Annotated in this window: 10 protein-coding genes and 1 pseudogene; 7 read left to right on the top strand and 4 right to left on the bottom strand. The window is 62.3% G+C overall.

The window, feature by feature from the left end; all coding sequences use genetic code 11:
- Window positions 1-2: 2 nt before the first annotated feature.
- On the bottom strand, window positions 3-893 hold the full coding sequence (locus tag ACZ52D_RS17630; RefSeq protein WP_464443573.1) for a LysR substrate-binding domain-containing protein: 891 nt from the start codon (window positions 891-893) through the stop codon (window positions 3-5).
- Window positions 894-1012: 119 nt separating this feature from the next.
- On the opposite strand from ACZ52D_RS17630, the gene ACZ52D_RS17625 reads away from it, so the two are divergent.
- The 7 genes from ACZ52D_RS17625 to ACZ52D_RS17595 all read left to right on the top strand — a co-directional run bounded on the left by ACZ52D_RS17625 (window position 1013) and on the right by ACZ52D_RS17595 (window position 10377).
- Window positions 1013-2623: a GMC family oxidoreductase gene (locus ACZ52D_RS17625; RefSeq protein WP_464443572.1), complete on the top strand. Its 1611-nt coding sequence runs from the start codon at window positions 1013-1015 to the stop codon at window positions 2621-2623.
- Window positions 2620-3792, top strand: a complete 1173-nt coding sequence (locus ACZ52D_RS17620) for a mandelate racemase/muconate lactonizing enzyme family protein (RefSeq protein ID WP_464443571.1) — start codon at window positions 2620-2622, stop codon at window positions 3790-3792. The genes ACZ52D_RS17625 and ACZ52D_RS17620 overlap by 4 nt, the downstream gene beginning before the upstream one ends.
- Entirely contained in the window at window positions 3792-5276 is a 1485-nt protein-coding gene (locus tag ACZ52D_RS17615) for an aldehyde dehydrogenase family protein (protein ID WP_464443586.1), read from the top strand. The genes ACZ52D_RS17620 and ACZ52D_RS17615 overlap by 1 nt, the downstream gene beginning before the upstream one ends.
- 39 nt (window positions 5277-5315) lie before the next feature.
- Complete coding sequence (locus tag ACZ52D_RS17610; RefSeq protein WP_464443570.1) at window positions 5316-6884, top strand: ABC transporter substrate-binding protein; 1569 nt, start codon at window positions 5316-5318, stop codon at window positions 6882-6884.
- Window positions 6885-6989: 105 nt separating this feature from the next.
- Window positions 6990-7934, top strand: a complete 945-nt coding sequence (locus tag ACZ52D_RS17605) for an ABC transporter permease (protein WP_464443569.1) — start codon at window positions 6990-6992, stop codon at window positions 7932-7934.
- Window positions 7935-7988: 54 nt separating this feature from the next.
- On the top strand, window positions 7989-8762 hold the full coding sequence (locus ACZ52D_RS17600) for an ABC transporter permease (protein ID WP_464443585.1): 774 nt from the start codon (window positions 7989-7991) through the stop codon (window positions 8760-8762).
- Window positions 8763-8772: 10 nt separating this feature from the next.
- The gene (locus ACZ52D_RS17595) at window positions 8773-10377 is read left to right on the top strand and encodes an ABC transporter ATP-binding protein (protein WP_464443568.1); all 1605 of its coding nucleotides are present in this window, start codon (window positions 8773-8775) and stop codon (window positions 10375-10377) included.
- 1100 nt (window positions 10378-11477) lie between these two features.
- Here ACZ52D_RS17595 and ACZ52D_RS17590 read toward each other — a convergent pair.
- The 3 genes and pseudogenes from ACZ52D_RS17590 to ACZ52D_RS17580 form a co-directional block, all read right to left on the bottom strand.
- Window positions 11478-12404: an electron transfer flavoprotein subunit alpha/FixB family protein gene (locus tag ACZ52D_RS17590; RefSeq protein WP_464443567.1), complete on the bottom strand. Its 927-nt coding sequence runs from the start codon at window positions 12402-12404 to the stop codon at window positions 11478-11480.
- A complete protein-coding gene (locus ACZ52D_RS17585) occupies window positions 12404-13162 on the bottom strand; it encodes an electron transfer flavoprotein subunit beta/FixA family protein (RefSeq protein WP_464443566.1) in 759 nt (252 codons plus the stop codon). Before ACZ52D_RS17585 ends, ACZ52D_RS17590 begins: the two co-directional genes overlap by 1 nt.
- Window positions 13159-13339 (bottom strand): annotated as a pseudogene (locus ACZ52D_RS17580) (hypothetical protein); the annotation flags it as partial. The pseudogene ACZ52D_RS17580 and the gene ACZ52D_RS17585, both read right to left, overlap by 4 nt.
- Window positions 13340-13365: the final 26 nt, after the last annotated feature.

Raw genomic sequence — 13365 nt, 5'->3', positions numbered from 1 at the left:
GTTCAGGCAATTGCGGAACAGCTGGCCTGATCCTGTAGCCACGCGACCAACGCGGAAACTTCCGGCCGGAACCGATTGCGTTCCTTGGGGAGCACCAGATAGTGCCCCTGTCGCGGTGGCAGCGTAAGTTCGCTGGCCTGCACAAGTGTGCCACGCTCCAGGTAGGGTCTGGCAAAGACCTCGGCCACCAAGGCGGTCCCTTGACCACGGCTTGCCAGTTCCAACGCGATCAGGGACTGGTCAACCTTGTAGGCAGGCTCGTCCATCTGGCAATCAGGAGCATGCAGGGCGAAGAAATGCCGCCATGTGTCGACGACGCCCGCCAGTTCTATCAACGGCCCCTGTGCCAGTGCGCTTGGGCCACCTTGGGTGCGCAGGGCAGGGGCACAGACAGCGATGACTTCGTTGGTCATAAGCGGCAACACTTCCCCGTCAGTCCAGTTGCCATCGCCGTAACGGATATCGACGTCGATCTCCTCGCCATCCGCGAGCTCGGCCCAGGATGCCGACAGAACCCGCAGGCGACTGTCCGGATGCGCGGCTCTGAAATGCTCCAGTCGGGGGACCAGCCACAGCAAGTTTAGTGAGCTGACACAGCGCAGGGTTATTTCTTCCTCGGCGCCCTTGCCAAACAGGTTTGAGGTAGTGGCATCGAGATCGGCAAATGCCTTGGCCACCACTGGCCTGTAGGCCTGACCCAGCCGCGTCAGCACAAGTGCCTTGCGCTCTCGTCGAAAAAGCTTGTGACCGAGCTGCGCTTCAAGGCCCCGTACCTGATAACTGACTGCAGAGGGCGTCAGGCCCAACTCCTCGGCGGCGAGGGTGAAATTTCCGAGGCGGGCGCTGGCGTCGAAGGCACGAAGCCAAGGCAAGGGGGGAAGCTCTTTGTACATTTCCCTACATTATCGGTTCTGCGAATTTTTTTAAGGCTATCACGAATTTTTTTTCGTTTTGGATTTGACCGAGAGGTTTGTAACGGTCGTGCGACAACAGCAGTATCAGGCAGGGCGCAGTGGCGGAGTACGACTACATCATCATCGGAGCAGGATCCGCCGGCTGCGTGCTGGCGGACCGGCTGAGCGCTTCGGGACGTCACAAGGTTTTGGTGCTTGAGGCCGGTGGTCGAGGCTGGTCGCCGTGGATTGCGCTACCACTGGGCTACGGCAAGACTTTCTTTGACCCCAAGGTCAACTGGAAATTCCAGACCGAACCGGAAGAAGCCCTCGCAGGGCGAAGCGGGTATTGGCCACGGGGCAAGGTGGTCGGCGGCTCCGGCGCGATAAACGCGCTGGTCTATGCCCGCGGGCTGCCCCGGGATTTCGACGACTGGGCCGACGCCGGGGCAGAGGGCTGGGATTGGGAGACTGTTCGCCAGACCTACGAAGCGATGGAAAGCCGCAGCGATGCGGACGGGACGTTGCAGGGCGAAGGGCCGCTGCATGTTCAGGATGTCTCGGATCAGATCCATCCTGCAAACCGGCATTTCTTTGCGGCTGCTCAGGAACTTGGTCTGCCGTCCACGGACGATATCAATGGTTCTGAAAACGAGGGCGCGGCGATCTATCGGATCAACACGCGGGGCGGCCGTCGGATGCATTCGGCGCGGGCGTTCCTGAAACCGGCGTTGAGGCGCTCCAATGTCGCGCTGATGACCGGGGTACTGGCAGAGCGGATCGTTTTCGAAGGTCAACGCGCGGCTGCGGTTCAGGTGCTGCACAAGGGCAAGCGACGTACCCTGAAAGCTGGTCGTGAAATCATTCTTTCGGCCGGGGCCGTGGGCTCGCCGCAGCTTTTGCAACTGTCGGGGATTGGCCCCGCGGAGGTTCTCAAATCTCATGGGATCACGCCGCGACTTGCAACGCCGCATGTGGGTGGAAACCTGCAGGACCACTTGGGCATCAACTACTATTTCCGAGCAACTGAACCCACATTGAACAACATGCTGCGCCCCTTCACAGGCAAGGTTCGCGCTGCGCTGCAATATGCGTTGACCCGGCGTGGACCGCTGGCCCTGTCGGTCAATCAGTGCGGCGGCTATTTCCGCTCCGGCCCGGATCAGCGCCACCCTGACCAGCAGCTGTATTTCAACCCGGTCACCTATACCACGACGCCGAACGGCAGGCGTACGGTGGTGCAGCCGGACCCGTTTCCGGGCTTCATTATCGGATTCCAGCCGGCTCGCCCCACCAGCCGTGGTCGTATCGACATCAGTGCTGCCGACCCGGCGGCCCCGCCCCGCATCCGCCCCAATTCGCTTGCGACCGCGGAGGATCGTGCGCAGGTCGTGGCCGGCGGGCGCCTGTGCCAGCGACTGATTACGACTGCCGCACTGGACAGGTTGGTGGACTCGGCGATGGAGCCGGATCTGCGGCGTATGGACGATGCGCAGATCCTGGACGATTTCCGCGAGCGTTGCGGCACCGTCTTTCACCCTGTCGGCACCTGCCGCATGGGGCGGGATGCGCAGGACGCGGTGGTCAGCCCGCGGCTGAAGGTGCATGGGGTGCAGGGGCTGCGCGTCGTCGATGCCTCGGTTTTTCCCAATCTGACTTCGGGCAATACCAATGCCCCGACCATGATGCTGGCGTACCGCGCCGCTGATCTCATTCTGGAGGACGCATGAGCACGCCTTATTCCATGTCCGGCGCAGTGCCGGTCGCCAACATTCGCGGCAAAGACGACACCGGTCCGCGGATCCGCCGGATTGAAACCTTCTGCACGCCTTTGGTCGGCTTTGTGCGGGTCACCGCAGAGGACGGCAGCACCGGCTGGGGGCAGGTGTCCACCTACAGCAGCGATCTGACCTGCGAGATCCTGCACCGGCAGGTGGCGCCCTGGGCGCTGGGGCGCGGTATGGATGCGCTGGAGGACGTGATCGCCGAGATTCCGCTGCGCGAGCACAAGTTCCCTGGAACCTATCTGCGCCGGGCCATGGCGGGACTGGACACCGCGGTATGGGACTGGCGCGGCAAGGCGGCGGGAAAGCCCGTGGCCGAACTGCTGGGCGGCTCGGCAGGGCCGCTGCGGGCCTATGCCTCCTCGATGCGGCGCGACATCACGCCCGAGGATGAGGCCACGCGCCTGCAACGCCTGCGCGATGACTATGGTTTTGATGCCTTCAAGGTGCGGGTCGGCGCCGAATGCGGCCAGGATCGGGACGAATGGGAGGGACGGACCGAGGCGATCATCCCGGCCATCCGCAAGGCCATGGGACCGGATGCGGCGTTGCTGGTCGACGGCAACTCGGGGTTTGGCCCCGCCCGCGCGATCGAGGTCGGGCGGATGCTGGAGGCCAACGGTTACGAACATTTTGAGGAGCCTTGCCCATATTGGGAGCTGGAGCAGACCGCCGAAGTCACCCGCGAATTGTCCATCGACGTGGCGGGTGGCGAGCAGGACTGGGACCTGCAGCAGTGGAAGCGGATCGTTGCGATGCGCGCGGTCGACATCATTCAGCCCGATATTCTGTACCTGGGCGGCATGGTGCGCTGCATGGAGGTCGCCCGCATGGGCCATGCCGCCGGGCTGCCCTGCACCCCGCATGCGGCCAACCTGTCGCTGGTGACGCTGTTCACCATGCATCTGTTGCGCGCGGTGCCCAATCCCGGCCGCTATCTGGAATTCTCGATCGAGGGCGACGACTACTATCCCTGGCAGCGCGAGTTGTTCCGCAACGATCCCTTCACCATCACGGACGGTCAGGCGGTTGTGAGTGATGCCCCCGGTTGGGGCGTCGAGATCTGCCCCGAGTGGCTGGCCAAATCCACCTACAAATGCAGCGAGGACGCATGATGACCTCCGACCGGATGATTTCCACCTATTTCGAAACCGGCACCCTGCCGGATCTGCCGCGCGACCATTTCATCGATGGCGCATTCGTAGCGCCCGACAGCGGCAACCGCATGGAAAGCTTCGATCCCGGCACAGGCGAAGCCTTTGCCGATTTTGCCGCCGGCACCGCGGCCGATGTGGACCGCGCCGTGACCAGCGCCGCTGAAGGCTTCGAGGTCTGGCGCAACACGCCGCCCGCTCGTCGCTGCGCCATCCTGAACGAGGCGGCGCGCCTGATGCGCGCCGAGGCGGACAGGTTGGCGGTGGTCGAAAACCTCGACAGCGGCAAGACGCTCGCTGAGGCGCAGGGGGACGTTGCGGGTTCGGCACGTCTGTTCGAATACTACGCAGGTGCCGCGGACAAGCTGGACGGGCGCAGCGTCAACCTTGGCAACGGAAACGCCGCCTTCACCCTGCGAGAGCCTGTGGGTGTGACCGCGCATATCGTGCCGTGGAACTATCCCACCTCGACACTGGTACGCGGCATTGCCCCGGCGCTGGCGGCGGGCTGTTCGGCGGTTGTGAAGCCGGCGGAAACCACGCCCTTTACCGCGCTGATGATTGCCGAACTGCTGCTGCGTGCGGGCGTGCCTGCCGGGGTGGTCAACGTGGTCACCGGCACCGGCATCGAGGCCGGTGCGCCGCTGGTCACCGACCCTCGGGTGCGGCACGTGACCTTCACTGGTTCGGTTGCGACCGGCGTGGGTGTGATGCAGAACGTGGCCCCGAATGTGACTGGGCTCACGCTGGAGCTGGGGGGCAAGTCGCCGCTCATCGCCTTCGCCGATGCCGATCCGGAAGATGTGGCCGAGGGCGCACTCTGGGCCATTTTTTCGAACTCTGGGCAGATTTGCTCCGCCGGCTCGCGGCTGGTGATCCACCGAGACCTGCACGCCGAGGTTCTGGAACGGTTGGTCAAAAAGGCGCAAGGCTTGCGCTTTGGCCATGGGCTGCGCAACCCGGACATGGGGGCCGTCAACTCCGAACGCCATCTGGAGCAGATCGCGGGGCACGTCGACCGCGCTCGCGCCCGAGGTGTCGAGATCGTCACCGGTGGCAACACGGCCACGGACCCGGAAACCGGTAAGGGCTGGTTCTACGAGCCAACCATTCTGGATAACCTCAGCGCGAGCGATGATGCGGTGCTGCAAGAGATATTTGGCCCCGTTCTCGCCGTGCAAATCTTTGAAAGTGAAGAAGAAGCTTTGAGCCTTGCCAATGGCACCGATTTTGCCTTGGCGGCCGGTATCTATACCAAAGACATGTCCACCGCGCTGCGTATGGCACAGCGTGTCGATGCGGGGCAGGTCACCGTCAACGATTATTGGGCGGGAGGGATCGAGCTGCCCTTTGGCGGCAACCGGAAATCCGGGTTCGGCCGCGAAAAAGGGCTGGAGGGGCTCGATGCCTACACCCGTTCAAAATCTATCACACTTGCAGTGTAAGGCGCTGCAAAGAGGCATTTCCCAAGGAGGAGGAACATGATGCTGAAGACCACCACCGCCCTGGCGGCACCGACCCGTCGCGGTTTTCTCGCGGGCGCCGCGGCGGGCGGGATGGCCCTGGGGCTGGGTCTGAACACCCGCGCCCACGCCGCAGAGCCAAAGAAGGGCGGAACCCTGCGGGTGGGCTATACCCAAGGCAGCACTTCGGATTCTCTGGACCCGGCGACCTACGCAAACGACTTCATGTTCGCCACCAGCTATGCGGTGTTCTCGACCCTGGTGGAGATCGCCCCGGATGGCTCCGCTCAGCCGGACCTCGCCGAAAGCTACGAGGCGACCCCGGACGCGCGTGTCTGGACGTTCCGGTTGCGCGATGACGCCACATTCTCGGACGGCAAGACAGTCACGGCTGTCGATGTGATCTCTTCGATCCGTCATCATATGGGGCCGGACTCCAAGTCAGGCGTGAAGCCGCTGCTGGCGCAGATCAAGGACATCCGCGCCGACGGCGACAAGGTGGTGATCTTTGAGCTGGAAGACGGCAATGCTGATTTTCCTTTCATCTTCAATGACTACCACCTGACCATCCGGCAGGACAAAGATGGCTCAATCGACCCTGAAAGCCGGATCGGTACCGGCGGCTATGTGATTGAGGCTTTTGAGCCGGGCGTGCGTATCGAACTGAAGCGTCGCGACGATTACTGGAAGGCGGGCCGCGCCCATTTTGACAAGGTGGTGCTGCTGAAGGTTGGCGATCCGGCGGCACGGATGAACGCGCTGATGACCGGCGAGGTCGATCTGATCGACCGCCCGGACCTCAAGACCATCCACTTGCTGAAACGCAACCGCAACATCAAGATCCACACCCAGAACGGCACCCTGCATTACACCATGCCGATGCAGGTGACCGCAGCGCCGTTTGACGACGTGAACGTGCGCCTGGCGTTGAAGCACGCAATCGACCGCGAGGCGATCGTGCAGAAGGTTCTGAAGGGCTTTGGCACGGTAGGCAATGACCACCCTATTGCCTCGTCCATGCCCTACTACAATGCCGAGCTGGAACAGCACGCCTATGATCCCGACAAGGCGAAGCACTACCTGACCAAGTCCGGTCTCAGCAGCCTGGATGTGACGCTGCACACCGCGGATGCGGCGTTCAACGGCGCGGTGGATGCGTCTGTGCTGTTCTCCGAGGCGGCCAAGGGCGCGGGCATCAATCTGAAGGTCGCGCGCGAGCCCGATGACGGCTACTGGTCCAACGTCTGGCTGCAAAAGCCCTTCTGCTGCAGCTACTGGGGGGGGCGTCCGACACCGGATCTGATGTTCTCTGCCGGTTATGCCGCCACCGCCGACTGGAATGACACCAGCTGGAAAAACGAGCGCTTCAACCAGCTCTTGGCCGAAGGCCGGTCGCAGCTGGACCAGGGCTTGCGCGCCGAGATCTATGGCGCAATGCAGCAGCTGTGCCAGACCGACGGTGGGGCGCTGATCCCGGCTTTTGGCCAGTATGTCTCGGCGATGAGCACCAAGGTGCAGACCCCCGAGCGGGTCTCGGAAATGTGGGATCTGGACAGCATCCGGTTCATCGAGCGCTGGTGGATGGCCTGATCTGTCCTCCAGAGCTGCAAATGCATGAGGCGGCCTGGCCGGGCGGCCTCATGCAGGCGTGTTTTCTGTCGCGACTTAACAGGAGGCTTTGAATTGCCCCCATTGATGAAGCTGATCTTCAGCCGACTGGCCCTTGGCGCCGTGACGCTGCTGGCAGTCTCTGCGCTGATGTTTGTCGGCATCGAACTGCTGCCGGGTGATCTCGCCCAACAGATCCTCGGCCAGTCCGCCACACCGGAAACGCTGGCCGCCTTCCGCGCCGAACTCGGCTTGGACCAGCCTGCGCATCTGCGCTACCTCGACTGGCTGGCGGCCGCCGCGCAGGGGGACTTTGGCACCTCGATGGCGTCGCAGCGGACAGTTGCGGATTTGCTGTCCACGCGCCTGACAAATACCATGTTCCTTGCCTGTTATGCCGCCGTATTCGCGGTTCCTGTCGCGATCCTGCTGGGATTGCTCAGCGCGCTGTGGCGAAATTCGCTGTTCGACCGCAGCGTCAATGTCGGCGCGCTCGGTGCGATCTCGATGCCGGAGTTCTTTGTGGCCTACCTGCTGGTTCTGTTCCTGTCGATCCGCATGGGCTGGTTTCCGACGCTCGCCCGCATCGATGAGGCTTCCTCCTTTGGCGATGCGCTCTACCGCAGCTTTCTGCCTGCGCTGACCCTGATCCTGGTGGTCATCGCCCACATGATGCGAATGACGCGCGCGGCCATCATCAATGTGCTGGCGGCCCCTTACATCGAGATGGCCCGGCTGAAGGGCGTGCCGCGCTGGCGGGTCATCGTACTGCATGCGCTGCCCAATGCGCTGGCACCGATCATCAACGTGGTGGCGCTGAATCTCGCCTACCTGATCGTCGGTGTTGTCGTGGTGGAGGTCGTGTTCTCCTACCCGGGTTTGGGGCAGCTCTTGGTCGATGCCGTTGCCAGCCGCGATTTCCCGGTCGTGCAGGCTGTCGGCCTGTTTTTTGCCGGCACTTACATCACCCTGAATGTGCTGGCCGACATCCTGTCGATCCTGTCCAACCCGCGCCTGCGGCACGCACGATAAAGGAGCGCAGACGTGAAAACCTTCAAATCCGCCCCGCCTACCGCGTTGCTGGGAATGCTGATCCTGGCTGCCGTATTGGTCACTGGGGTGTTTGCCCCGCTATTGGCGCCCTACGGGGAAACCGAAATCGTCGGGGTCGAATACGAACCCTGGAGCGCCGCCTTCCCGCTCGGCACCGACAACCTGGGCCGGGACATGCTGTCGCGGATAATCTACGGCGCCCGCAATACCGTCGGTTTGGCGCTGCTGACTACCGGCATCGCTTTCACCGCAGGCGCGGCTCTGGGCATGGTGGCCGCGCTGAAGGGCGGTTGGATAGACCAGATCCTGTCGCGGGTGATCGATGTGCTGATGGCCGTTCCGCCGCTGATCCTTGCGCTGATGCTGTTGGCCATTGTCGGTCCTTCTATCCCCAACATGGTGGGCGTTATCGCGGTGATCTACATCGCGCCGGTGTTTCGCCTGTCGCGCGCCGCGGCAATGAATGTGGTCAGCCAGGATTTCATCCAGGCCGCCCAGCTGCGCGGGGAGGGGACGTTGTGGTTGTTGCGCCGCGAGGTGTTGCCGAACATTTCCTCGACCCTGATTGCAGAGTTTGGCTTGCGCTTCTGCTTCGTGTTTCTCTTCATTGCCGCGCTCAGCTTCCTTGGTATCGGCATTCAGCCGCCCACCGCTGACTGGGGCTCGATGGTGAAGGAAAACGCGACGCTGATCACCTTTGGCGACATTACCCCGCTGATCCCGGCAGCAGCCATCGCGCTGCTGACCATTGCCATCAATTTCATTGTCGACTGGATGCTGCACCGCGCCAGCGGCCTGAAGAGCTGAGGACACGCCCATGAGCAAGCTACTGGACATCCGCGGCCTGCGGCTCGAGGCGGGGCCGAAGGGGAAGCGCACCACCATTTTGCACGGTCTGGACCTGAGCCTGAACAGGGGCGAGGTGTTGGGGCTGGTGGGCGAAAGCGGCGCGGGCAAGAGTTCAGCCGGGCTGGCGGCGATGGGCTACACCCGCGACGGGGTAGCGATCACCGCGGGCGAGATCCTGTATGACGGGATCGACCTTGCGCAGGCCAGCGCGGCGACGCTGCAAGATTTGCACGGCCGCCGCATTGCCTATGTGGCGCAGTCCGCGGCAGCCAGCTTCAACCCGGCGCACCGGCTGATCGACCAGTTCTGCGAGGCACCATTGCTGCATGGCACCGCCGCGCGGGCCGCGGCCGAGGCCGACGCCATCGCACTCTACCGCCAGATGCAGCTGCCGAACCCTGAACAGATCGGTTTTCGCTATCCGCATCAGGTGTCAGGCGGCCAGTTGCAGCGGGCGATGACGGCCATGGCGATGGCGTGCCGACCTGACCTGATCATTTTCGACGAGCCGACGACGGCGCTGGATGTAACAACCCAAATCGAAGTTCTGGGCGCGATCCGCGATATTGTCGAACGTTATGACACGGCGGCGATCTACATCACGCACGACCTGGCCGTTGTCAGCCAGATGGCCGATCGCATAACGGTGATGCAACATGGCCGGGAGGTGGAAACGGCGCAGACGCGAAAGATGTTGGAGGCGCCCGAAGCGGACTACACCAAGTCGTTGTGGGCCGTGCGGGCGCTGGATCGACCCCGACGCGATACGAACGCCACGGAGACGGTCCTGTCACTGAGCGGGGTTAGTGCAGGCTATGGAACCACCAAGGTACTGGATGGTGTCAGCCTCGACCTCCCCAAAGGCCGGACCACCGCGGTTGTTGGCGAAAGCGGATCGGGAAAGTCGACCTTGGCCAAGGTGATTGCCGGCGTCTTGCCGCCCGGAGAAGGGGAGGTTCTGTGGCAGGATAGACCCCTTCCCGGCCCCTACCAGAAGCGCGACCGCGCCACGCTTCGCCATATCCAGATGGTGTACCAGATGGCGGACACTGCCCTGAACCCGCGTCATACCGTGCGCGAGACACTGGAGCGACCTGTGCGGCACTTCCTGGGTCTGCGCGGATCTGCGCTGCGGGCGCGGGTGAACCAATTGATGGAACTGATCGAGTTGGATCCGGCCACCTTCCTTGATCGCCGCATTCCCGAGCTGTCAGGTGGACAGAAGCAACGCATCGGCATCGCGCGGGCCCTGGCGGCGGAGCCGGAGTTCATTATCTGCGACGAGGTCACCAGCGCGCTTGATCAGCTCGTGGCGGAAGGGATCTTGCGGCTGTTGTTGCGGCTGCAGGATGAGTTGGGGCTGACTTATTTGTTCATCACCCACGATCTGGCCACGGTTGAGGCAATTGCCGATCAGGTCGTCATCATGCAGCGGGGAAAGATCGTGGAGACCGGTGCGCAGCAGCAAATTTTCGCCGCGCCGAAGTCGGATTACACGAAACGGCTGCTGGCCTCGGTTCCGCAAATGGACGCGGGCTGGCTTGACGGCGTCAGGCAGAGACTGGCCAGTTGATCATCCACGCGCACTTGGCACAAATTTCCGGGCCCAATTGAGATACTTGGGGCCGGGATAGTTGGTTCAAGTCGCTACTGTTGTGTCAGCGGCGTCAGATCTTGTTGGTAACTTTAACTGTCAGGTCGTTGGAGCCACCCGCTTCTTACTGATCTTACACAACGCTTTCGCGATGGTGGCCGGTTTTCCGGCAACGGCGGTGAGCGCTGCGGCCTGCTTCGGGCCGGAATGCGAAGAAGCGGGCGATCACCTCCGCATCGATAAGGTCTATTCCAGCGCGCGCGCCTCGGCTCTGCGCAAAGGCCTTCACTTGCCGGCTGCAACGCCTCCTCCCCAAAATTCCCAGATCTGCCATTCAGGACCGCCAGTCGACGTAAGCGGGCAAGGGCAACTCTGTTACGCGCAAGATCCGCGACCGCAGCATGACCTGTCGGAGCATTGGGCACTCTGCAACGATGCCCATTATGGTGGCGATAAAGGTCCAGCCAATCGCGGCTGACGTTTTTCCGGACGTGGCGGCCATGCTCTCTTCCTTCTGGTACGCGGTCCTGCAAGGCCGCAAGCAACTGTTCGAGACGGTGAAGAGAGGCGATGCCGACAGGCGGGAAACGTGGACATGCCACAAGGGGCAGGTCGCATACCGAAGAGATAGTTGACCAACGCTGCGGGCGTGCTGGCTGACAGGAATTCCTTTGTACACCTACGCGGAGTGTTGCGCTGCTTTCGATCCGGGATACAGACGCGAAACCCTTTGTCGCTTGGCGCTCCTCTGTACCTGTCCGCGCCATAACCACGATCTGCAAGCAGCCAACTGAGTAATGGTAAGATCCGTAGCGGCGCCCGCGAGCCGATGTAATCGGTGTTCTTCCCTGCGGCCTTTAACAGGCTGACTGGCCGACACTTGCCGTTCCAGACGGCATTGTGTGTTGCGTTAATGCCGCCTAGGCCGATAGCGACGTGTATTGAATCAGACAAGCGGGCCTCTCGGCCCGCCTGGCTCTGTTTTTATATTGGCAGCGTTCAACCGCGCGAGGCGGATGTAAAATTGTCCGGGAAACGGACCGGAAAGAAAGAGGTTTTCCGTCGCCGTCACGCGAATGTCACAGTTTCTCGGTCAGTTCCGGCACGGCCTGAAACAGATCGGCGACAAGCCCGTAGTCAGCCACCTGGAAGATCGGCGCCTCTTCGTCCTTGTTGATCGCAACGATGATCTTGGAGTCTTTCATACCGGCAAGGTGCTGGATCGCGCCCGAGATACCTGCGGCGATGTAAAGATCTGGGGCAACCACCTTGCCGGTCTGACCGACCTGCAAGTCGTTCGGGGCGAAGCCCGAGTCCACGGCGGCCCGCGAGGCACCAACGGCGGCACCGAGCTTGTCAGCCAGTTTCTCGATCAGGGCGAAATCTTCCTGACTGCCCACGCCACGCCCACCCGAGACGACGATACCGGCCGAGGTCAACTCGGGTCGGTCACTTGCCGCGACCTTGTCTTCGACCCATTCGGAGAGGCCCGGGTTGTCCGCCACCGAAATGCTCTCGATCGGGGCCGAACCACCTTCACCAGCCGCGTCAAAGGTCGAGGTCCGGATGGTGAGCACCTTCTTTGCATCCGAGGACCTGACGGTCTGGATGGCATTGCCAGCGTAGATCGGGCGCTCGAATGTGTTACCATCGACAACGCCCGAGACATCCGAGATCACCATCGCATCAAGCAAGGCTGCGACACGTGGCATGATGTTCTTGGCGTCGGTGGTGGCAGGGGCGACTATGTGCTCATACGCATCAGCCAGCGACACGATCAGCGCAGCGGTGGATTCCGCAAGACGATGACCCAGCGAGGCGTCCTCGGCGACCAGCACCTTGGAAATGCCGTCGATCTTGGCGGCGGCCTCTCCGGCGGCAGCGGCAGACCCACCGCAGCAAAGCGCGGTCACTTCGCCCAGTTTGGTAGCGGCGGTGACGGCCTTTGCGGTCGCGTCGACAACGAGTTCGCCATCTGTGACTTCGGCGAGAAGAAGAACAGCCATTACACAGCCCCCGCGTCTTTGAGTTTTGCAACAAGCTCGTCGACCGAGCCTACGATTTCACCAGCTTGGCGGGCCTCGGGTTCGTCGGTCTTGACGATCTCAAGGCGCGGGGTGACATCGACGCCGTAATCGGCCGCGGTTTTCTCATCCAGCGGCTTCTTCTTGGCTTTCATGATGTTAGGCAGCGACGCATAGCGCGGCTCGTTCAGGCGTAGATCCACGGTGATGATCGACGGCATCTTGACTTTGATCGTCTGCAACCCGCCGTCGACCTCGCGGGAGACCAGCGCGTGATCGCCTTCTATGTCGAGCTTCGAGGCAAATGTGCCCTGCGACCAACCCAGCAGCGCCGACAGCATCTGGCCGGTCGCGTTCATGTCGTTGTCGATCGCCTGCTTGCCCGCCAGAACGATACCCGGCTGCTCTTCTTCGACGATCGCCTTGAGGATCTTGGCCACCGCCAGCGGTTCGATGTCGGTATGGATATCATCGGCGGCGACAACCAGGATGGCGCGGTCGGCACCCATTGCAAGTGCGGTGCGCAGCGTTTCCTGGGCTTGCTTGACCCCGATCGACACCGCGACGACTTCGTCTGCCTTGCCGGCTTCCTTGAGACGGATCGCCTCTTCGACGCCAATTTCGTCAAAGGGGTTCATCGACATTTTTACATTGGCAAGATCGACACCGCTTCCATCCGCTTTGACGCGAACCTTCACGTTATAGTCGATCACGCGTTTGACAGGCACGAGCACCTTCATGGGCATGGTCTCCAAGTTGTTGTTTGGAATTGATGAAACGACTGAAGGCCGGTGGTTGCGCGCCTGAGGAACAGCGCGTGGACATCGTGGGTGCCTTCATCGGGGGTCACGGTTTCAAGGCATCAGCAAATGCCGAATGACATGAAATTCTGCGGACATCGCGTTGCCGCCATGCGCCTCGGGTTCGGTGCAGGCAACGAAAG

Source organism: Leisingera sp. S2M4 (assembly GCF_055398055.1).
This window is presented reverse-complemented; position numbering and strand designations above follow the sequence as displayed.